Here is a 20,030-nt window from a genome sequence, read left to right on the forward strand (position 1 = left end):
GTCATGGTCGCAGCCAGCTCACTTGGCCTCCATGATCGAAACATCCGCATGCTGCTCGTCCCACTCTCCTTCCTCGTCGCCCTGTTCCTTGCCGTCTTCCTTGTGCGCCTTCTCGGTGAAGGCCGCGAAAGCTGGCGCCGCAACGGCCTCTTCCTCGCGCTGCTGGCGCTCTATGTGGTGCAGAGCCTGCTGGTCGGGTTGCGCTGGGGCTATGGGATGATGGCGGTGCTGCCGGCCTTGCCTGTCATGGCGAGCCTCGTGCCTGCGCTCTCCTTCCTCGCCTTCCGCGATCTCACCCGTGAAAGACCGGGGCTCTCGGTCCACGACTGGCCGCATCTTCTCCCGATGCTGGCGACGCTTGTTCTGCTGGTGGTCGGCCGGGCACCGGTCGATCTCGTCATCATCGCCAATTTCCTCGGTTATGGTCTGGCGCTGCTCTGGCTCGGCCGCCTTGGTCCCGACGGGCTGATCGCCGCCCGCCTCGATGGCTCGCTGCGCTCCTTCCGTGCCCTGATGCTGACCGCCATTGCCCTGATTGCCTCGGCGCTGACGGATGTCGCGATCAGCCTCGACATGCTCTGGTCCGGCGGGCGCTATTCACCCATGGTCGTCTCGGCCGCGACAACGCTGATCCTGCTCCTCCTCGGCATCGGCGCCGTCACCGCCGGCCAGGAAGAGGCCGGCGAGGGGGCTGATGCGGCTGCCGATCAGCCGATCGCTCTTGAGCCTCGCGCGCTCTCCGTGCTTGACCGGCCATCGGTCCCCGAAGACGCCACGAACATCTCCACCTCTGCCTCTCCCGCACCGACCAGAGCCGCAACCGAAGATCACCGCCACATCGCAACCGCGCTTGATGACCTGATGCGGGAGAAGCGCCTCTGGTCGGACCCAAATCTCAACCTCGCCCGCCTCGCGCGCCGTCTTGGACTACCCGCCCGCGCCGTGTCTGAAGCCGTCAACCGCGTCCACGCCATCAGCGTCTCGCACTACGTCAACAACCACCGCATATCAGAGGCCTGCCGCCTGCTTGCCGAGACCGACATGCCCGTCACCCGCATCCTCTTCGAGGCGGGCTTCATGACCAAATCCAACTTCAACCGCGAATTCCTGCGCGTGACAGGCGAAAGCCCCAGCGACTGGCGACGGCAGCTTTCTCGTCTCCCCGGCGGGGAGAAGGTGACGTGAAGGCTGGATGAGGGGCTGCGCGCAACGTCTGACGCACCTCCCCCTTAAGGGGGGAGGTCGCCGCGAAGCGGCGGGTGGGGGTGACCAGAGCCTCGAGTTCGATCTGTCGATCAGCGCTGACGTCTCCACGTCACCCCACCCCGGAGCTTCGCTCCGACCCTCCCCCTCAAGGGGAGGGTGATCCATCACCGCGAATAGGCCGTGATCACCTCGATAAAGGCGTCGCCATAGCGCTCCAGCTTCGATTGCCCGATGCCGGAAATCGACAGCATCTCGTCCTCGTCCATCGGCCGTCCGGTTGCAAGTGCCACCAGCGTCGTGTCGGGGAAGATGACGTAAGGCGGCACGCCTTGTTCTTTCGCAAGCTCCATGCGCTTGGCGCGCAAGGCCTCGAACAATTCCTGATCCGCCTGGTCGAGCCCGGCCTTGGCCTGCGCCGTGCGCGAGGACTGGCCGCGCGCTGCCTTGCCCGTGGTCGGCCGGTCCTTGCGGAAGCGCACATCGACCTCGCGCTTGAAGACGGCGCGCGCGCTTTCCTCCAGCGTCAGCGCGCCGTAAGCCGTATGGTCGACACGGATATAGCCGGCCGCCAGAAGCTGGCGGTAGACCGATTGCCAGGTCTTCGCGGGTAAATCCTTGCCCGCGCCGAAGACTGGCATGTCCGTATGACCGAAACGGATCGTCTTGTCGTTTTCGTTGCCGGTGAGCACATCGATCAGATGCCCAGTGCCGAAGCGCTCTCCGGTGCGGTAGATGGCGGCCAGCGCCTTGATCGCGGCCTCGGCACCGTCCCAGGTCTCGACAGGCTTCAGGCAGGTGTCGCAATTGCCGCATTGGCCCGGGTGGCTCTCGCCGAAATGCTTGAGGATCGCCTGGCGCCGGCAGCCGGGCGTTTCGCAGATGGCCAAGAGCGCATTGAGCTTGGCCCGTTCCACCCGCTTGATATCGTCGGCCGCACCACCCTCATCGATCATCCGCCCACGCTGGATGACATCGGCCATGCCATAGGCCATCCAAACCTCGGAGGGCAGACCGTCACGCCCCGCGCGCCCCGTCTCCTGATAATAGGCCTCGACCGAACCCGGCAGATCCAGATGCGCGACATAGCGCACATTCGGCTTGTCGATGCCCATCCCGAAGGCAACCGTGGCGACCAGGCAGAGGTCTTCCTCTTTGAGAAAAGCATCCTGATTGGCATCCCGGATCGCCCGGTCCATGCCGGCGTGATAGGGCAGCGCCCGGATCCCCTGATCGTCGAGCCAGCTGGCGATCTCCTCCACCTTGGCGCGCGACAGGCAATAGACGATGCCGCTCGATCCCTTGTGGCGCGACAGGAAGCGCAAAAGCTGCTGGCGCGGCTGGTCCCGCTCGACGATCTCATAGGCGATGTTCGGCCGGTCGAAGGAGGTGGTGAAGACTTGCGCCTCGTCCAGCCGCAGCCGGGCAATGATGTCTTCCCGCGTATGCGGATCGGCGGTCGCCGTCAGCGCCAGCCGTGGCACGCCGGGAAAGAGGTCGGCAAGCTTGCCGAGTTCGCGATATTCCGGCCGGAAGTCATGCCCCCATTGCGACACGCAATGGGCTTCGTCGATGGCAAAAAGCGCGATCTCCACACCTTGCATCATCTCGATGAAACCTGGCGTCGCCGTCCGCTCCGGTGTCACATAGAGAAAGTCGAGCTCGCCGCGATCGAGCGCCCGGCGGATCTCGACATATTCCTCGCGGCTGAGCGTCGAGTTGAGCGCCGCCGCCTTGACGCCGAGGCCCTTCAAGGCCTCCACCTGGTCGCGCATCAGGGCAATCAGCGGCGATACGACCACGCCGACGCCCGGCCGGCAGAGTGCGGGCACCTGGAAGCAGAGCGATTTTCCCGCCCCCGTCGGAAACAGCACCACGGCATCGCCGCCGGACACGACATGCGAAACCACCTCCGCCTGGCGCCCGCGAAAGGCGGAATAGCCATAGATGCGCTTCAGGACGGAAAGCGGACCGTCCAGGGCAGGGTGCGAGAAGAGCGGATCGGTGAGGGACTGAGTCGGCATGATCAGAGGGTTTAGCCGAGAGGCCAGGAGATGGCCACCGCAAAGCAGAAAGGCGCCGGGAAGGCGCCCTTGCAATGAACTCGGGGAATTTGGCTCAGACCCAGCGGTTGAAGCAGCCGTTGATCCTCACAGCCACCTGCTGGTGGTTGAGGTTGAGCGCGATGTATTCGTATTGCAGGCCCGTGCTCACGGCGAATTCCTGGAACGCCTTGAATTCATGCAGCTCCCAGCCGGGGTAGTTGAAGTACTCGTCGAACAGGATGATCGTGCCGGGCACGATGCGCTCACGCAGCTGCGTGAACACGGTCTGCGTCGACGAATAGAGATCGCAATCGACATGCAGGAACGAGACCGGACCCGGATGCGAGTCGAGGAAGGTCGGCAGCGTGCGGTCGAACCAGCCGATGACCAGCTCGACATTTGGCTCGACAGCCGGCAGGTCGGTGCGGGCGAACGCACCCTTTTCATAGCCCTCACGCCAACCCTCCGGCAGCCCTTCGAAGCTGTCGAAGCCGTACACGGTGCCCGGCCGTTGCCGGGCAGTCTGGTTGATGGATTTTCCCGAGAAGACGCCGAATTCGAGGCAGAGCCCCGGGACGGTCGCGCAGGACAGCGCATAGTCGAGCACCTCGGTCGGAGTGTCCAATCGCTTGGCGCCCGTCATTCGCGTGGACATATACTGCGCTGCCGAGATCGCGGCGGTAAGGTTTGCCACGGCTTCCAGATTATACGATCCGCCCGGCTTCTTGCCGATGACCTCGTTGATGATCAATGCGATGTACTGGACGAATTGCGGGCTGCCTACTGAGATAGCTTCCATAGTCGTGTGTGCCCTTTGGCCCCAAGTTTCCGCTTCCCAATCTTTAGACACGGTGTCTTGCACGAGCCTGATCTGTCGAAGGCAGGCGAGCGTCGTCTATAGCGAGGCAGTTGGAGGCTTTGCCGCCGTCCAAGCCTGTGCACAGAACGCAAAGGCCCTTGCCGACCGACGGCCCTCATGGTCCTTTCGGCGCATTTCCGCAACGACCAGAAGATTGCCATTTCCCATGTCCTTTCCCCTGAAACTCTATCTCGCCGGCCCCGAAGTCTTCCTCCCCAATGCCCGCACAGTCCTCGATGAAAAGGCCGCAATGACGCGCGCCTATGGTTTCGAGCCGATCTGCCCCGGCGATCTCGCCATCCCGCCGGCCCCGACGAAGCGCCAGTTCGGGCTCAATATTTCGGAGATCGACGAGAGCTTCATGAACCGCGCCGATGGCGTGATCGCGAACCTTACGCCTTTTCGCGGCATCGCGGCGGATCCGGGCACGGTCTTCGAGCTCGGCTACATGTGCGGCGCCGGCAAGATCGTCGCCTGCTACACCAATGTCGCAGAGACCCATTACCAGCGCACGCTCGCTTGGTATGAGGGCAAGCTGAGCGCCGACGGCGAGGGCCGCATGCGCGGGCCGGACGGCCATTCGCTGGAGGATTTCGACATGATCGAGAATCTCATGCTGCATGGCGGCGTCGAGCGCCGCGGCGGCCCGGTGGCCGTCCATGCCGCCGATCCGGCGCGGCTCTATACGGATCTCACGGCCTTCGAGCAGTGCCTGAAGGCGCTGTCAGAAAGAGTCTGAAATCAAGTATTTCCCCGGACAGGTTGAGGTCCTGCAAACAGTCGCCGCATCCTCTTCCTGGTTGTGTCCATAGGGCCTAAGGCTGCAGAGCCAACCCTCCCCGGAGCGGGGAGGGTGGTGCTCTCCGTCAGGCCTTCTTGGCCGCCCGCTTTGCGGTCGGGGCCTCGAAGCGGATGCCGCAATTGTTCTTGATCGATGCGCCCTCGATCGCCTTCATCTCCCCCTTCAGTCGCGCGACTTCCGCGGCCGAGGCGCCATCGCCCTTGGCGAAGAACAGCGCCGGCCAGAAGAGAACGAGGCCAACCCCGACGGCGACTGCATCATTGTCGGCCTTCTTCTGCTGCGCGCCGCTTGCCGCAATGGCACGGGCCGAAACGGCGGTTGCCTCTTCGCGCAGGCGGTCACAGGACAGGCTTTCATAGAGTGTCGGAGAGACATAGGCTGCTTCGATGTCCTGCGGTTTGCTGGCGCAGGATGAATGCACGGCGGCGAGACCGAGAACGGTCGCGAGTTTGGTATGCATGGTAGACCCCCAGGTTGTTAACCAGGATGGGGTTCCATCAACGCGTTTGCCGGTCAAATGCAAAGATTGCAACTGGAGCTTTAGATCGAAGCTTTCCACAGCCAAGAAAGGCAGCGTCGCGCGTCAGGCGGTCTGCCGGCCGCTGGGGCGGCCGTTCACTGCATGGCGCAGCCGATCACGGCGCAGTGTTTCCGCGGCATCGATGCCGTCGCCTCGGCTTCGCCTTCGGCGAACCTGGGGGCCGACATGCCGATAACGGTGGCGACGGCAACGAAGCCGAGAAGGAGAATGGTCTTTGTCTTCAAGCAGGTCTCGCTCGGAAAAATGACTGCCACACGAAAGTGGCGCTAGCGAAATGGGAGCCGCCCGGCCACCCGGCCGTGCGATTCTTCCCAGGGTGATCGTCCCGATCAGCCGATCGGTTCGAATACCATGGAATGGCCGTTGATGCAGTAGCGCAAGCCCGTCGGCTTCGGGCCGTCGGGAAAGACATGTCCCAGATGCCCGCCGCAATTGGCGCAGCGGATTTCCGTGCGCACCATGCCAAAGGCCGTGTCGCGATGCTCGGTCACGGCATCCGCCTTCACCGGCTCGAAATAGCTCGGCCAGCCGCAGCCGGCGTCGAACTTGGTGTCGGAGACGAAGAGCGGTTCGTCACAGGCCGCACAGCGATAGAGGCCCTTTTCGAAATTGTCCCAATAGGGCCCGGTAAAGGCGCGCTCGGTGCCGTGCTCGCGCAGGATCCGGTATTGCTCCGGCGTCAGCTGCTCGCGCCATTCGGCATCGGACTTGACGATCTTCGGGGCGGTCGTGGAAGCGGTCATGATGATCTCCTTGGCCAGGCAGGGGGAGGGCAAAGCCTCGCTGCTGTTGCCCTATAGATAGGGAGAGAGTGACAAGGCGGCAATTGTCGCCACCGCGCTTTGGTCGTCGGCGCCTCGCAATTCTTTCACGAGAAACTGAACTCGCTCACTGCGATCTCACAGAATCGTGGGTTGACGCGTCCGTGAAGGGACAAGGTTCCGTTTTCGCTTGAGACAAAGGTTGGCTTGTCCTAACACGTGCCACCTAGTATCGACTGATGGTCGAGCGCTGATCGTTGCCCACGGGGAGATGGAATGCCTGAGATGACGAGCGACATGACTTGGGTCGCCATGCTGTTGCCGTTTGCCGCCGCCGTACTGGCGCCGTGGATCGTCTCCCGTCTCGGTGCAAACGGTGCCTGGGTTCTGGCATTGGCGCCGGCGCTCGCCTTTGCCCATTTTGCCGGCTTCCTCCCCGAAATCGCCAACGGCGAGCGTGTGACCGGCGGTTATGCCTGGGTGCCCAGCCTGAATCTCTCTTTCTCCTGGTTCGTCGACGGGTTGTCGCTCACCTTCGCGCTTCTGATCACCGGCATCGGCACGCTGATCGTGCTTTATGCCGGCGGCTATATGAAGGGGCATCCGCAGCAGGGCCGTTTCATCGGCTTCATCCTGCTCTTCATGGGCGCAATGCTCGGCCTCGTCGTCTCCGACAGCTTCCTGATGCTCTTCGTCTTCTGGGAGCTGACCTCGATCACCTCCTTCCTGCTGATCGGCTTCGACCACACGCGTGAAGCCTCGCGCCGTGCGGCCCTGCAGGCACTGGTCGTCACCGGCGGTGGCGGCCTGATCCTCTTGGCCGGCATGATCTTCATTTGGAACATCACCGGCGTCAGCCAGCTCTCGCTTCTGCTCTCGACCGGCGACGCGCTGCGCGAAAGCCCGTTCTATCTGGCTGCGCTCCTGCTCGTGCTCGGCGGCGCCTTCACCAAGTCGGCCCAGTTCCCCTTCCATTTCTGGCTGCCCAATGCCATGGAAGCGCCGACCCCGGTGTCGGCCTATCTGCATTCGGCCACCATGGTGAAGGCCGGCGTCTATCTCCTGATGCGGTTGAACCCGGTCATGGGCGAAACGCCCGCCTGGGAAATCCTGCTGCCCTTCTTCGGCGGCATCACGCTGATCGTCGGCTCGGTGCTCGCCGTCCGCCAGACCGATCTGAAGCTGATGCTCGCTTATACGACGGTGGCCTCGCTCGGCCTGCTCGTCATGCTGACCGGCTTCGACACCGAACATGCGGTCGAGGCGGCGGTGCTCTATCTCGTCGCCCACTCGCTGTTCAAGGGCGCCCTCTTCATGGTCGCCGGCGCGATCGACCACGAGGCCGGCACGCGTGACATCACGCGGCTGGGTGGTCTCGGCAAGCTGATGCCGATCACCTTCGCTGCCGCCCTTCTCGCCGGCGTCTCCATGGCCGGCCTGCCGCCGCTCTTCGGCTTCCTCGCTAAGGAAGAGATCTATTATGCGCTGGCCGGCTCCGATCCGCGCGCCATTCTCTTCACCGCCGTTGCCGTCATCGGCAATGCGCTGATGTTCGTCATTGCCTTTGCCGTCGGGCTCAAACCCTTCATCGGCAAGGAAGGCCCGACGCCGAAACATGCCCATGAGGGACCTGTGCTCCTGTGGATCGGCCCGCTGACGCTCGCCCTCCTGTCGCTTGGCGGCGCGCTCTTCTCCGGCCTTGCCCATCGCTTCATCTCGTCGCCCATGGCAAGCGCCGTCGATGGCGAGGCGCAGAGCGTGACCATCGGCCTGATCCCCTCGCTCGGTGCAGCACTTGCGCTCTCCGTGCTGACGGTGCTGATCGGTCTGGTGCTCTATCTCGGCCTCGAGCGTCTGAGAGCATCGGTCGATCGTCTCGTCACGGGTCTTGGGATCAGCCCCGATCGCGGCTTCGACCATTTCATCGCAGGGCTCGTCCGTTTCTCGACTGCGGTGACGCGCCTCGTCCAGAACGGCCGGCTTGAGACCTACATCACGCTTTCCTTCGTCTTCATCGCGGCCGTGCTTCTGGTCACCCCGATCGTCTTCGACGAACTGCCGCGAGACCTGGTCCTGCCGCGCGACGTCGATCTGCATGAGATGGCGATCCTGGTGATCGCGGTCATCGGCGTCATTGCCGTTCTGACCGCCAAGGATCGCCTGACCGCCATCGTCTGCCTCGGCATCCAGGGCTTTGCCGTGGCTGTCATCTTCCTTCTCTATGGCGCACCGGATCTCTCCTTCACCCAGTTCATGGTCGAAACACTCTCGGTCATCATTCTGGCCTTGGTCATGACCCGGCTCAGGCTCTCGCTCTCCGACCATCGCCCGATGGCAGCGCGGCTGTTTGATGGTTCGCTGGCGATCGCCTGCGGCCTCGGTTTCGGCCTGATGCTGGCGGCCTCGACCTCGGGTCCCTTCGATGGCTCGCTCTCGGCCTTCTTCGCCGAGCACTCCAAGATTATCGCCCACGGCGCCAATGTCGTGAACGTCATCATCGTCGACTTCCGCGGCGTCGATACGCTGGGTGAAATTGGCGTCGTGATGGTCACCGGCCTGTCGATCCTGGCCTTGATCCGCATCCGGGTGGCTGGAGCCCCGGCAGCACCGGCCATGGCCCCGACCAACGCCTCCGCCGAGGTGGCACGTCCGAGCAAGACGAAAGGTGGCAAGCGCTCATGAACACCCTGATCTTCCGCACCTTCGCACCCTTCCTGACGGCACTGATGCTGGTCTTTTCGATCTTCGTCCTGCTGCGCGGCCACAATGAGCCGGGCGGTGGCTTCATCGGCGGGCTGATCGGCGCTGCTGCCTTTGCGATGTACGGCATCGCCTTCGGCGTTCAGGCCGTTCGCCGCGCCATGGTCTTCCATCCGATGTCGATCGCCGGCTTCGGCCTGCTGATCGCCGCCTTGTCCGGCCTCATCTCCGCGCCGCTCGGCTACCCCTTCATGACCGGTGTCTGGATCTATCCGAGCCTCTTCGGTGTCGAAGTGCCGCTCGCAACCGTGATTTCCTTCGACATCGGTGTCTATCTCGTGGTCGTCGGCACCTTCGCCTCGATCGCGCTTGCACTCGAAGAAAGGGATGACGGCTGATGGAAGTCATCTTCTCGCTCGTCGTCGGTATCTTCTTTGCCGCCGCCGTTTATCTGATGCTGTCGAAAAAGATCGTCCGCATCCTGCTCGGCCTCGTGTTGCTCGGCAATGCCGTCAACATGCTGCTCTTCACCGCCGGTCGCCTGACCCCGTCCATTCCGCCGATCATTCCGGGCGGTGTCGACGTACTGCCGGCCGGAACCGCCAATCCGCTGCCGCAGGCGCTCATCCTGACGGCGATCGTCATTTCCTTCTCCTTCTTCTGCTTCCTGCTGGTGCTGAGCTATCGCGCCTATCAGGACCTCGGCACCGACGACACGGGTGAAATGCGTGTCGCCGAGCCGATGGACGAGCCGCTGCCGCCGAGCGGCTACTGAGCGGGAGACACGAGGACCACATGGCTGCCCCCACAACGACCCCTGCCGACTACGCCGCCGCCTATGTCATGGAGCCGATGACGGCTGCCGACTGGCTCGCGGTCACGCCGATGGCGCTCTGCATCGTCTTCGGCGCGATCCTGATGATGATCCGCCACCGCACCCACTGGCATCCGCCGGTGGCACTGACGGGACTGGCGCTGCTCGTCCTCAACAATGCATTGCTGCTTGCCAAGGTCATGGCCGATGGCCCCCTGACCATGATGATGAGCCGCTGGCTGCCGCCCTTCGGCATCGCGATTACCGTCGACCTTGCCGGTGCGCTGCTCGCACTGTCCGCGGCCATCGTCGCCTTCTGCGGCGCGCTCTACGCCCATGTCGAGATCAACAATAGCGGCCGCCGCTATGGCTTCTACCCGCTCTTGATGTTGCTGATGGCAGGTGTCTCCGGTGCTTTCCTCACCGGTGACATCTTCAACCTCTATGTCTGGTTCGAAGTTCTGCTGATCTCCTCCTTCGGCCTCCTGATCCTCGGATCGGAGCGCGAGCAGATCGATGGCGCGCTGAAATATGCCGTCCTCAACCTGATGGCGACGACGCTCTTCCTCATTGGCGTGTCCTATGTCTATGCCATCTTCGGCACGCTCAACATGGCCGACATCGCCATGAAGGTCCCGCAATATGCCGAGACCGCGCCGCTGATGACGCTGACGGCGCTGTTCATCCTGGCCTTCTCGATGAAGGCTGCGGCCTTCCCGGTCAATTTCTGGCTGCCGGCCTCCTATCACACGCCGCGCGTGGTCGTGTCGGCGTTGTTCGCCGGCCTCTTGACCAAGGTCGGTGTCTACGCCCTGTTCCGCGTCGTGGTCATGCTGTTCCCCGTCGAGCGCGAGGCGCTCAGCCTCGTCATCGCGATCGTCGCGGCCCTCACCATGATCTTCGGCGCGATCGGCGCGCTCGCCCAGAACGATATCCGCCGCTTCCTCGGCTTCGTCGTCATTGCCGGCATCGGCAACATGATGGCCGGTGTGGCGATCGGCGGCGACATGGCGGTGGGGGCTGCGATCTTCTATGCGCTGCACTCCATCCTCCTGATGACCGCGCTCTATCTGGTCGCCGGTGAAATCGGCCGCATCGGCGGCAGCTACCGCCTCGATCGTGTGGCCGGCCTCTGGACAGCAGCGCCCACATTTGCCGCGATCACCCTTGCACTTTTCTTCGCCGCAAGTGGTCTTCCGCCGTTCTCCGGCTTCTGGCCCAAGGCGCTTCTGGTCAAGGCCTCGATCGATATCGGCGCCTGGTGGCTGGCCGCGTCCGTGCTCGTCTCCGGCTTCCTGACGACGATCGCCTTTGGCCGCGTCTTCCTCTTCTCCTTCTGGCGCCCGGTCGCCGTCGAAGGCAGTGCGCAGGCAACATCGGCCCCCGCATCGGCGGGCGCGCTGCGCTGGCGCATGACGCCGATCGTCATCCTGACCGCTTTCGTGGTCTGGTTCGGCCTTTTCCCCGACAGCCTGATCGTTGCCACCCAGCAGGCGGCCGCCGGTCTCTCTGATCCCACCGCCTATATCCGCTCCGTCTTTCCTGAAGGAGTTGCCCGATGAGCCTTTATGCACTCAGCATCCTGATGGCGGTGATCTGGGCCACCGTCTCCGGCAGCTTCACAGTCCCCAATCTGATCTTCGGCTTCGTCATCTCGCTGCTCACGCTCTACCTCCTGCGTGAGCGTTTCGTCGGTCGCGACTATACGAGCCGCTTCCGTCGCGTGCTGGCCCTGGTCCTGCTTTTCCTCGTCGAACTCGCCAAGTCCGCCTGGCGTGTCGCAACACTCGTGCTCCGGCCGAAGATGGACCTGAAACCCGGCATCTTCGCCTATCCGTTGACTGTGAAGAGCGATTGGGAGATCTCGCTGCTCGCCAATCTCATCACGCTCACCCCCGGCACGCTCTCCATCGACGTCTCCGAGGATCGCACGACACTCTACATCCACGCGATTGACTGCTCCGACGTCGAGGCCGCCCGCCGTGACATCGCCGAGGGCTTCGAGAAGAAGATCATGGAGGCATTTGCCTGATGACCCCTGAACTCATCGTCGAATACGCATCCGTCGTCGCCATCGTCATCCTGGTGATTGCACTTTTGATGACCGTCTACCGCGCCGTCGTCGGTCCGACACTGCCGGACCGCGTCATCGCCCTCGACATGCTCGTCGGCATTGTCATCGGCTTCATCGCCGTAATTGCGCTCAGAACCGGTTATACGCTCTATATCGACATCGCGATCGCGCTCGGCCTTGTCGGCTTCCTCGCGACCGTCGCCTTTGCCCGCTTCATCCTGGCGCGTGGCCGCGTCGGTGAAGGGGAGGGGGTGGAGGCCGGTCCCGGTCAGTCGAAGCAGTCCGCTAAGACGAAGGCGACAAAGAACGTCAAGGCAAGCAAACCGGCCGGATCTCTCGGCAAGGAGGCCAAATGATCTCGCTCCTCGCAGCCATCGCCATTGCCGTTTTGACCATCGGCGGCGCGCTCTTCTCCCTGATCGCCGCAATCGGCCTCAATCGTCTGCCGGATCTCTATACCCGGATGCACTCCGCCTCGAAGGCCGGCACGGTCGGTTCGGGTCTGCTGCTTCTGGCCGTTGGCCTGCATGCGGCCGATATCGCGACCTTGGGACGCGCCGTGGCCGGCATCGTCTTCTTCATCCTGACGGCGCCGATTTCCGCCCATCTGCTTGCCCGCGCGGCCCACAAGGTCGGCTACAAGCTGTCGTCCGCATCAGTACGTGACGATATGATGTCATAATGAAACGGCTGATATTCCCGGTTGAGTAAGCGTCTCTATTGAAATCCTAGCTATCTTGCTCAATGCAAAATGCGTGATCGACGAATAGAAAAGTTTTATACCCGTCAAATCTAGTAGAAATATCAGGTGGACATTTGCGGCAGGGGTGTTAATTCACTCTTGAGAGCGCTGATCTGTTGCGTTCGCGGTATCTAGGCGAAGTGAACTGCCAGCTATTGGCAATGTCTAACACCTGATCTTCGCTGACTTCTGCGTGGCATCACGCCGGACGGTTTGGGGCCGACCCGGCAAATTGGTGATCTTCGTGGGGGTGTCTTTCGCCTTCCCAGTCCGGCCGGATCGGGAAGACAGTTAAACTATTGTCTGCAGGGGCGGCGGCCCCTTCGGGATCTGAACAGGAGAATTGAATGACTGAAACCCAGCAGGGTCCAAGCCAGCAGTTGCTGGTCGAACTGACCGCTGACATCGTCTCTGCCTATGTCAGCAATCACGTCGTCCAGGTCACAGACCTGACCAACCTGATTGCCGATGTACACCTGGCCCTGAACAACACCGCTTCGCCGACCCCGGTCCCGGCCGTCGTCGAAAAGCCGAAGCCGCCGGTTCCGATCCGCAAGTCGATCGAGGACGATTATCTGATCTGCCTCGAAGACGGCCAGAAGTTCAAGTCGCTGAAGCGACACCTGATGACCCATTACAACATGACCCCGGAAGAATACCGCGAGAAGTGGGGCCTGCCGGCCGACTACCCGATGGTTGCCCCGGCCTATGCCGAAGCGCGCTCGCGCCTCGCCAAGGAAATGGGCCTCGGCCAGCGCCGCAAGCGCGCCAAGTAAGCCTTCATCGATTTCTCGCGCGGCGAGGAAGAACAGGCCGGTCCCGCGACCGGCCTTTTTTGTATGGGTTAATAGGAAAAGGATCCTTCTTTAGTAATCGCTCGCCACACCCTCCGCGTGGCCAGTGACCTCCTGTCGAATCTGAACAAGGTCTCGATGCCCCTAAAATCATGGGGTTCACATTCCCTCTGGCTCTGCTAGCTTGAATAGGAATAAAATCCTTTAAGCGGAGTGAGCCATGAGACCTGACGACGCCTTGTCCCCATCCCAGACCTTTCCCGTTGCACCCTCTGTCGAATGGCCGCCCGCAACCGAGCAGGATGATCTTGCCGACCGTCCGCTGACGCCGGAGCGACGGCTGCTTTGCATGATCGTCCGGCAGCTGACGGAGGAATTGCTGCGCGCCACAGGCCTTGAGCATGATCAGGAGCCTGGCCGCCGGGCGACGAGCCATGTCCGCCAGGTGGCGATGTATGTCTGCCACGTCGCCTATTCGATGCCGATGGGGGAGGTGGCCCAGGCCTTCGGCCGTGATCGCACCACGGTCGGCCACGCCTGCCGCATGGTCGAGGACCGCCGCGACGACCGCGCCTACGACACCTTTGTCGCGATCGTCGAGCGGATGGCAAGCGCGGTCCACCTGATTGTCGGCAAGCGCATCTGAAGGAGAGGGCAGGTCATGACTCGCAGCGAACGAAAACAGATCCGCCAGATCCTCCGTCATGCTCTGGCCGGCCCTTTGACACAGCCCGTAGCCGCCCCGCACGGCACCACCGGTCGGTTGGCCACGTTGCCGGTCGAGGCCCCGCCCGACCTCCTCGCCCGCCTGGTGGCCGACGGCCTGCTTCGCCACACACCAGGCGGTCTTGCAGCCACCACCGAGACCGCCGCCTGGCTGCGCCGTGATCTCTGCGACCTGCCCGAGGAGGCCCATGCCGCCCAGCACCGCACGGTCGAGACCGTGACGCTCGAGATGCCCCAGGGCCGTCAGGCCGTTCGCCGCAATCTGCAGGAATCGCCGCTTTTTCCCCTTCTGCGCCTGAAGGAGAAAGACGGTCGTCCGTTTCTCTCGGAGGAGGCTGTTGCCGCGGGAGAGCGGCTGGCCGCCGATTTCGACTTCGCCGGCCTGCAGCCGCGCATCACCGCCAGCTGGCAGCCGCGCCTGTCGACCCGCAACAAGGGTGCACCCCCGCCAGCAGTTGACTTCGCAGATGCGACGCTCTCGGCCCGCAACCGCGTCAATCGTGCCGTCGAGGCCATGGGGCCGGAGCTGTCAGGCGTGGCGCTCGATGTCTGTTGTTTCGGCAAGGGTCTGGAAACGGTCGAACACGAGCGCCAGTGGCCGGCACGCTCCGCCAAGCTGATGCTGCGCACCGCCTTGCTGTCGCTCGCCCGCCACTACGCCCCGCCACCCGTCCGGTCCCGCACCCGCCACTGGGGCGACGAGGGATTTCGGCCGGAGATCGGCTGAGGTGGCAGTTCAAACCAGCCGACGCGCCGCCTCTTCGCGGATCCGCTGGATCATCGAGCGCAAGCCGTTGGCGCGCTGGGCCGTCAGGTGTTCGAGAAGGCCGAGTTGCTTGAAGAGGTCGAGCGCATCGAAGCTGACCACCTCCGATGCCTTCTTCCCGGAATAGGCTGACAGCACGATCGCAACGAGACCGCGCACGATGAAGGCGTCGCTGTCGCCGCGAAAGGTCATGTCCGGATCGGCACCTTCGCCCGAGGAGACCGAGAGCCAGACCTGGCTTGCGCAGCCCTGCACCTTGTTTTCGGCGGTCTTCTCGCTGTCCGGCAGATCCGGCAGCGCCTTGCCGAGCTCGATGACGTAGCGCATCCGGTCCTCCCAATCATCCAGGAAGCCGAAGTCGTCGATCATCTCGTTCAAATTAGCCATGCTGCCCACCCGCTCGTTACGTCGGACCCATATAGTTGAGACCGACAAGCTTTTGAACCGGCTGCGGCAATGAAAGCGTTGCCTGAGCTAAGCCCGAAAAAAGAAAAACCGCGCAGCTTTCGCTACGCGGCCCGGCAAATGCCGAATTCAGTCAGGGACAGGCAGACAGGCATCCGGTCCATGGCTGGGCCGGCTGCAAGGCGGGGAGGGGCGGCTGTCCGCCCCGAAATTCGTCAGATGACCGCGTGAGCGGCGGTCATGCGCCTCAACCCCTCAGGGCTTCGGCGGCTGGTAGGGTTTCGGCAGATGCCTCGGCCGTTCCGCCGGTGTCACCGTGCCGGTGATGACGGGCGCTTCGGTATCGACACTGACGAGCCGAGGTGTTTCGACCTGAGGCCTGATAATCTCGACGGCGCCAGTCTTCGGCGCCTGGATCTCGTCGGCGACGACGGCCGTGCCCTCGTCGGTAAACTGCTGGTCGAGCAGCTGATAGGCGACGAGCGCGCCTTCGCGGGCCCGCTGACCGAGCGCCTGGAAGGTTGCCTTGCCCTTCTCGCAGACCTCGGGCTTCTCGACGCAGAGCGAGGTGACATACTCATAAGCACCGCTTGCGGCGGTGATGGCGGCACCCATGTCGAAGCTGGCGCCATCCTTTACCTCTGCAGGCGGTGCCGCGAGGAAGGAGAGCGCGACAAGCGTCGCGGTGCAATAGAAAGTTCCCTTGATCAGAAACCACATTGTCTTCACCAAATCCCTGTTGCCGGTCTTTGCCGGAACGGTCCGGGTTTCTCCCCGAACTCGTGAATTCCACCCTAGGTTTGATTCGCCAAAATCGATTTGCGAAAGCCGGTCGGTTTTGATGCGAATTTGACTAAAATTTGAGTGATCTCCCCATTTCGGGACGCGTCCGTAAAACTTTAGCGGTCAGCGTTAAGCATAAATGTGGCGCTGGCCCCGCAATCCACCGCTTTTGGCTTGGTGGCGCCGACACAAATCTTAACGACCATCAGAAAACTTGAATGATTTCAGTGCTTACGCCCCGTTAACCATGATTTGGAAAGCCTCGTTCGGCTGTCCTGTTTCGGGTCAGAACGGCTGAGCCGGGGCCCTTCCGGGGCTCTGCCTTATCTATTCCTTAAGCGCGTCGGCCTATCTTCAGACCCATAAATCAGATGAACCGGTCGCGGATTTCTGGCGTGGTTGTATTGCGTAAAATGTCGGCTGCATTGACGGTAAAGATGGACGGGCTCCTGGCCCGGCTTCTGGTGCGTCATGCCGTTGGCCGTCCGGTCGACCGGGCCGAGATCGTTGCCTTGCGCCGGCTGACCCTTGCGGTTCTCCCCGCGCTCGTCGCCGTGCCCGCCATCCTCACGCTGGTCTTTGGCGTCGCGACCGGTCTGCCGATCGGTTTTGCCCTCGTCACCGCCCTTTACCTTCTCGCAGCCCTCGCGCTGGTCTCGGGCCTTCGCCTCGGAAGCGAGCGAGACGAGGCCGAGACGGTCCTCGCGACCATCCCGACCGACCCTTACGAATATTGCCCCGGCCTCTTCCTGACGCTCGACGCGACGGGCATCGTCCGCGCGGCCGGTGGCCGTGACCGTCAGATGTTCCTCTCCTTCCTGCGCGAGCCGCTGTCGCGCGCCTTTGTCGAGCAGGTCCATGTCTCCGACCGTCTGGCCTTCGTCCAGGCGCTCGACGAGCTGCGCCTCGGCGCCGATGTCGTGGTGACCGATCTCAGGCTCGACCGTCCGGTCATCGGCCTCGATCAGGCCCAGTTCCTCAACGTCCGTCTCGACATGACCGCCGTTCGTTCCGACGATGGCACGCTTGCCGGTGTCCGCGCCCAGATGCTCGACATCGAAGGCGAGATGCTGATGCGCGACGAGGTGGCCCGCAAGGAAGAAGAGGCAAGTGCTGCCCACGAGATCAAGAGCCGCTTCCTCGCTGCCGTCAGCCACGAGATGCGCACGCCGCTCAACGCGATCCTTGGCTTTTCCGACATTCTGATCGGCGAATACTTCGGCAAGCTCGAAAACGACCGCCAGCGCGAATATGTCCAGCTGATCCGCCAGTCCGGCGCGCACCTGCTCTCCGTCGTCAACACCATGCTCGACATGTCTAAGATCGAGGCGGGCCGCTACGAACTGATGCTTGAGGATGTCGATCTCGCGCAGTCGCTGACCGAATGCGAACGCATGCTCTCGCTGCAGGCACAGACCAAGGGCGTCAAGCTGACAAGCCGCCTGCCCAAGGGTCTTGGCGAGATCTCGGCTGATGGCCGGGCGCTGCGCCAGATCGTCATCAACCTGGTCGGCAATGCCATCAAGTTCACCGATGCCGGTGGTGCCGTGAACATCGATGCCGCAAGGCACGGCAACGAAGTGACGATTAGCATCAGCGATACCGGTATCGGCATCGCGCCGGAGAAGATGGCTCTGCTCGGTCGCCCGTTTACACAAGTGCAGAACGATCTCAATCGCAACTACGAGGGTTCCGGCCTCGGCCTTTCGCTGGTAAAGGGATTGACGGCTCTCCATGGCGGGACTTTCAGGATCGAAAGCCGCGCAGGCGAGGGCACCGTGGTCTTGGTGACGCTGCCGGCAGACGGTTCGGGCGCCAGGGCTGCCGGTGAAACGAACATGGTCGAATTCCCGCCGCGCCTGGCCGAGACGGGAACTGATCTGACAAGGGGTGGGAAAGCACCGGCGCATGACGAAGCGAAAGCGAAAATCGCCTGAGAAGAAGAAGGCGGGATCGAAGGTCCTCCTGGTTCTCTCGACGGGTGCTGGCGCCCTTGCGCGGCTTGCCGGCCGTCATCCGCGTGCCGTGGGTGGCGCTTTCTGCTTTACGCTTGTCTTCGGAACGATCGCCGCCAATGCGCTGTGGTATCAGCCGGGCCAGCATCCCTCGCCATTCCTGCGCACCCGTGATGCGGCCGACTTTACCGCCCTTGCCGGCACGCCGCGCAGCCCGCTGTTGAGCGAACAGGACGCGGACAACGTCACCACCTTCCGCATCGAACGCGAAAAGCCGGGCAGCGAAACGTCGCCCTCGGAGACGACCGAAGCGCGCCCGGCCGCAGCACCGGCTCAAACCGCGACATCAGCCTCGCCCGTGCCCGCGAGCCTTCCCGCCAATGCCGCGGAGACGGCCGGCCTCATTCGCGAGGTCCAGGGTGAACTCCTGCGCCGCGGTCTCTATGACGGCGAGGCAGACGGCGTCATCGGGCCGCGCACGGAAACCGCGATTGCCATCTTCCAGAAGACCGTCGGCATGGAGGCAAATGGTCTCGTGACCCCCGAACTCCTGGCAGCGCTCACCCTCGACCGCGGCATCACCGCCGCCGTCCCGGCGCAGCGCCCGGTGATGGATGTCGATGCGCCGGGTGAAGACCCGGTTGCTGCCGCCATCCGCAATTCCGAAGCCCAGGTGGTCACCGCGCCGCGGCGTCCGGTCAGCGCCGCCCAGCCCGTTCCGCCCAAAACCGTCGAACCGACGGCCCCGCCGCCGGTGCAGCAGGCAAATTTCGATCCGGGCCTGGTCATGGAAATCCAGCGTGGCCTCTCCAACATGGCCTACAAGAACATCCGCATCGATGGCGTGCCGGGCGAAGACACCCGGGCGGCCATCCGGCGCTTCGAGCGCCACTACCAGCTGCCGGAAACCGGCGAGCCGAGCGCGGCCGTCTTGAAGAAGCTGAAATCCATCGGCGCCTTGTGATCATGCGCCCCTGAAGCGGCGGCGCTTCAGTCCGTCCAGGGCAGCAAGCCCTGATGGGGCGCGACCGGCGCCATCAAGGTTGCCGGGTGCAGGCTCTCTCCCGCCTCGATACGCTCGTAGAACGACAGATAGCGCGCTGTCATGCGCTCCGCCGTGAAATGCTCCCGGAAATGCCCGTGGATCGCCGCGCGGTCGAACCGGCCGATATCGCGGATCGCCTCCGCCAGCACCTCGCCCCTGTCCGACAGGCAGCCCACATGCTCCGGCACCAGTTCCGGCAGCGACCCGTAGGGCGTGGCAAAGACCGGAAGCCCGAAATACATCGCCTCAATCACCGCGAGCCCGAAGGGTTCGTGCCAGCGCACCGGAAACAGCAGGCCAGCCGACCGCCCGAGCACTTCAGCCTTGCCCGCGTCGTCGACCATGCCGTGAAAGCGTGCATTGGGATCGAGCGTCAGCCGCAGCCCCATCTTCAGGTTCAGGCGATAGCCGCCGAGCACGTCGAGCCGCCGCCCGGCCTTCCGCGCCACCCGGATCGCGCCACGCACATTCTTCACCTTCCAGGCCGCCTTGGCGAGGAAGGCGAGGGACCGGCCGCCATGGGCAAGGTTAGGCTCGGGATAAACGCGCGGATCGAGCCCGTTATGCACGAAGGCGGCAGCGCCATGCCGTGCGGCATGATTGGCGGAGACGAAGATCGAGTTGCGATGCAGCCGGGCACCCGCCGCATTGCCATGGATCGTCTGGCAGGCCTTGCCGTCGAAATCGGGATCCAGCCCGACATGGCTGTGAAACACATCCGCCTCGCGCGGGATCTGAACCTCGAGCGGTTGATCGGGATCGAAAACCGTAAGCGGTCCGTAGTGCCATGTCGAACCCGCTGGCCCCAGAAGTCCGACAACGTGACCCTTTTCGGCAAGCGCGCGGCCAAGCCAGGCGATGATGCGTTCCGTGCCGCCGTAACGCAGGGCGGGAATGCGGGTATGAGTGGCGAGAACGATGTGCATGGCGGCCTTGAGGTCAATGCCCCGTCACCTAGCATGCCGTGTCCTGATCCGGCAATTCTTCGAGGGAGGGGAGGGCGGCCGGACATCGA

Annotated in this window: 22 protein-coding genes; 14 read left to right on the top strand and 8 right to left on the bottom strand. The window is 63.4% G+C overall.

The annotated features are described in order from the left end of the window. The first annotated feature begins 48 nt into the window (after window positions 1-48). The gene (locus tag QWE_RS16040) at window positions 49-1,185 is read left to right on the top strand and encodes a helix-turn-helix domain-containing protein (protein ID WP_100220942.1); all 1,137 of its coding nucleotides are present in this window, start codon (window positions 49-51) and stop codon (window positions 1,183-1,185) included. A 185-nt stretch (window positions 1,186-1,370) separates the two neighbouring features. Here QWE_RS16040 and recQ read toward each other — a convergent pair whose 3' ends face one another. Further along, on the bottom strand, window positions 1,371-3,227 hold the full coding sequence (recQ, locus tag QWE_RS16045; protein ID WP_006727207.1) for a DNA helicase RecQ: 1,857 nt from the start codon (window positions 3,225-3,227) through the stop codon (window positions 1,371-1,373). A gap of 94 nt (window positions 3,228-3,321) precedes the next feature. Beyond that, complete coding sequence (locus tag QWE_RS16050; protein WP_006727208.1) at window positions 3,322-4,047, bottom strand: TylF/MycF/NovP-related O-methyltransferase; 726 nt, start codon at window positions 4,045-4,047, stop codon at window positions 3,322-3,324. Window positions 4,048-4,273: 226 nt separating this feature from the next. On the opposite strand from QWE_RS16050, the gene QWE_RS16055 reads away from it, so the two are divergent. Beyond that, window positions 4,274-4,846 (top strand): nucleoside 2-deoxyribosyltransferase, encoded by a 573-nt coding sequence (locus QWE_RS16055; protein ID WP_006727209.1) that lies wholly within the window; start codon window positions 4,274-4,276, stop codon window positions 4,844-4,846. A 127-nt stretch (window positions 4,847-4,973) separates the two neighbouring features. On the opposite strand, the gene QWE_RS16060 is transcribed toward QWE_RS16055, so the two are convergent. The 3 genes from QWE_RS16060 to msrB all read right to left on the bottom strand — a co-directional run bounded on the left by QWE_RS16060 (window position 4,974) and on the right by msrB (window position 6,193). Further along, a complete protein-coding gene (locus tag QWE_RS16060) occupies window positions 4,974-5,369 on the bottom strand; it encodes a hypothetical protein (protein WP_006727210.1) in 396 nt (131 codons plus the stop codon). A gap of 155 nt (window positions 5,370-5,524) precedes the next feature. Continuing rightward, window positions 5,525-5,674, bottom strand: coding sequence for a hypothetical protein (locus QWE_RS25285; protein ID WP_157790720.1), 150 nt, complete (start codon window positions 5,672-5,674; stop codon window positions 5,525-5,527). Window positions 5,675-5,779: 105 nt separating this feature from the next. Beyond that, window positions 5,780-6,193 (bottom strand): peptide-methionine (R)-S-oxide reductase MsrB, encoded by a 414-nt coding sequence (gene msrB / locus QWE_RS16065; protein WP_006727211.1) that lies wholly within the window; start codon window positions 6,191-6,193, stop codon window positions 5,780-5,782. 303 nt (window positions 6,194-6,496) lie between these two features. Here msrB and QWE_RS16070 point away from each other — a divergent pair, with 303 nt between their 5' ends. The 10 genes from QWE_RS16070 (at window position 6,497) to QWE_RS16115 (ending at window position 14,788) form a co-directional block, all read left to right on the top strand. Next, window positions 6,497-8,893 carry a putative monovalent cation/H+ antiporter subunit A gene (locus QWE_RS16070; RefSeq protein ID WP_040300517.1) on the top strand — a complete coding sequence of 799 codons (2,397 nt, stop codon included), beginning with the start codon at window positions 6,497-6,499 and terminating at the stop codon, window positions 8,891-8,893. Next, window positions 8,890-9,309: a Na+/H+ antiporter subunit B gene (locus QWE_RS16075; RefSeq protein ID WP_006727213.1), complete on the top strand. Its 420-nt coding sequence runs from the start codon at window positions 8,890-8,892 to the stop codon at window positions 9,307-9,309. The genes QWE_RS16070 and QWE_RS16075 overlap by 4 nt, the downstream gene beginning before the upstream one ends. Beyond that, on the top strand, window positions 9,309-9,686 hold the full coding sequence (locus QWE_RS16080) for a Na+/H+ antiporter subunit C (RefSeq protein ID WP_006727214.1): 378 nt from the start codon (window positions 9,309-9,311) through the stop codon (window positions 9,684-9,686). Before QWE_RS16075 ends, QWE_RS16080 begins: the two co-directional genes overlap by 1 nt. 20 nt (window positions 9,687-9,706) lie before the next feature. Then, entirely contained in the window at window positions 9,707-11,287 is a 1,581-nt protein-coding gene (locus tag QWE_RS16085) for a Na+/H+ antiporter subunit D (protein ID WP_006727215.1), read from the top strand. Continuing rightward, the gene (locus tag QWE_RS16090) at window positions 11,284-11,757 is read left to right on the top strand and encodes a Na+/H+ antiporter subunit E (protein WP_006727216.1); all 474 of its coding nucleotides are present in this window, start codon (window positions 11,284-11,286) and stop codon (window positions 11,755-11,757) included. Before QWE_RS16085 ends, QWE_RS16090 begins: the two co-directional genes overlap by 4 nt. After that, window positions 11,757-12,155: a cation:proton antiporter gene (locus QWE_RS16095; RefSeq protein WP_006727217.1), complete on the top strand. Its 399-nt coding sequence runs from the start codon at window positions 11,757-11,759 to the stop codon at window positions 12,153-12,155. The genes QWE_RS16090 and QWE_RS16095 overlap by 1 nt, the downstream gene beginning before the upstream one ends. After that, a complete protein-coding gene (gene mnhG / locus QWE_RS16100) occupies window positions 12,152-12,481 on the top strand; it encodes a monovalent cation/H(+) antiporter subunit G (protein WP_006727218.1) in 330 nt (109 codons plus the stop codon). The genes QWE_RS16095 and mnhG overlap by 4 nt, the downstream gene beginning before the upstream one ends. 407 nt (window positions 12,482-12,888) lie before the next feature. Beyond that, window positions 12,889-13,317, top strand: a complete 429-nt coding sequence (locus tag QWE_RS16105) for a Ros/MucR family transcriptional regulator (RefSeq protein ID WP_006727219.1) — start codon at window positions 12,889-12,891, stop codon at window positions 13,315-13,317. Between the two features lie 238 nt (window positions 13,318-13,555). Continuing rightward, window positions 13,556-13,981 carry a helix-turn-helix domain-containing protein gene (locus QWE_RS16110; protein ID WP_006727220.1) on the top strand — a complete coding sequence of 142 codons (426 nt, stop codon included), beginning with the start codon at window positions 13,556-13,558 and terminating at the stop codon, window positions 13,979-13,981. A 15-nt stretch (window positions 13,982-13,996) separates the two neighbouring features. After that, a complete protein-coding gene (locus QWE_RS16115) occupies window positions 13,997-14,788 on the top strand; it encodes a DUF6456 domain-containing protein (protein WP_006727221.1) in 792 nt (263 codons plus the stop codon). 9 nt (window positions 14,789-14,797) lie between these two features. On the opposite strand, the gene QWE_RS16120 is transcribed toward QWE_RS16115, so the two are convergent. Together QWE_RS16120 and QWE_RS16125 are read right to left on the bottom strand one after the other, a co-directional pair. Beyond that, complete coding sequence (locus QWE_RS16120) at window positions 14,798-15,214, bottom strand: SufE family protein (RefSeq protein ID WP_006727222.1); 417 nt, start codon at window positions 15,212-15,214, stop codon at window positions 14,798-14,800. A gap of 273 nt (window positions 15,215-15,487) precedes the next feature. After that, the gene (locus QWE_RS16125; RefSeq protein ID WP_006727223.1) at window positions 15,488-15,952 is read right to left on the bottom strand and encodes a DUF5330 domain-containing protein; all 465 of its coding nucleotides are present in this window, start codon (window positions 15,950-15,952) and stop codon (window positions 15,488-15,490) included. A 500-nt stretch (window positions 15,953-16,452) separates the two neighbouring features. On the opposite strand from QWE_RS16125, the gene QWE_RS16130 reads away from it, so the two are divergent. Both QWE_RS16130 and QWE_RS16135 read left to right on the top strand, forming a co-directional pair. Continuing rightward, complete coding sequence (locus QWE_RS16130; protein ID WP_006727224.1) at window positions 16,453-17,952, top strand: sensor histidine kinase; 1,500 nt, start codon at window positions 16,453-16,455, stop codon at window positions 17,950-17,952. Next, the gene (locus QWE_RS16135; RefSeq protein ID WP_006727225.1) at window positions 17,924-18,934 is read left to right on the top strand and encodes a peptidoglycan-binding domain-containing protein; all 1,011 of its coding nucleotides are present in this window, start codon (window positions 17,924-17,926) and stop codon (window positions 18,932-18,934) included. Before QWE_RS16130 ends, QWE_RS16135 begins: the two co-directional genes overlap by 29 nt. Before the next feature lie 26 nt (window positions 18,935-18,960). Here the strand turns inward: QWE_RS16135 and QWE_RS16140 are convergent, their stop codons facing one another. Continuing rightward, complete coding sequence (locus QWE_RS16140; protein WP_006727226.1) at window positions 18,961-19,941, bottom strand: glycosyltransferase; 981 nt, start codon at window positions 19,939-19,941, stop codon at window positions 18,961-18,963. Window positions 19,942-20,030 lie beyond the last annotated feature (89 nt).

This window comes from Agrobacterium albertimagni AOL15 (genome assembly GCF_000300855.1).
Lineage (GTDB): Bacteria > Pseudomonadota > Alphaproteobacteria > Rhizobiales > Rhizobiaceae > Allorhizobium > Allorhizobium albertimagni.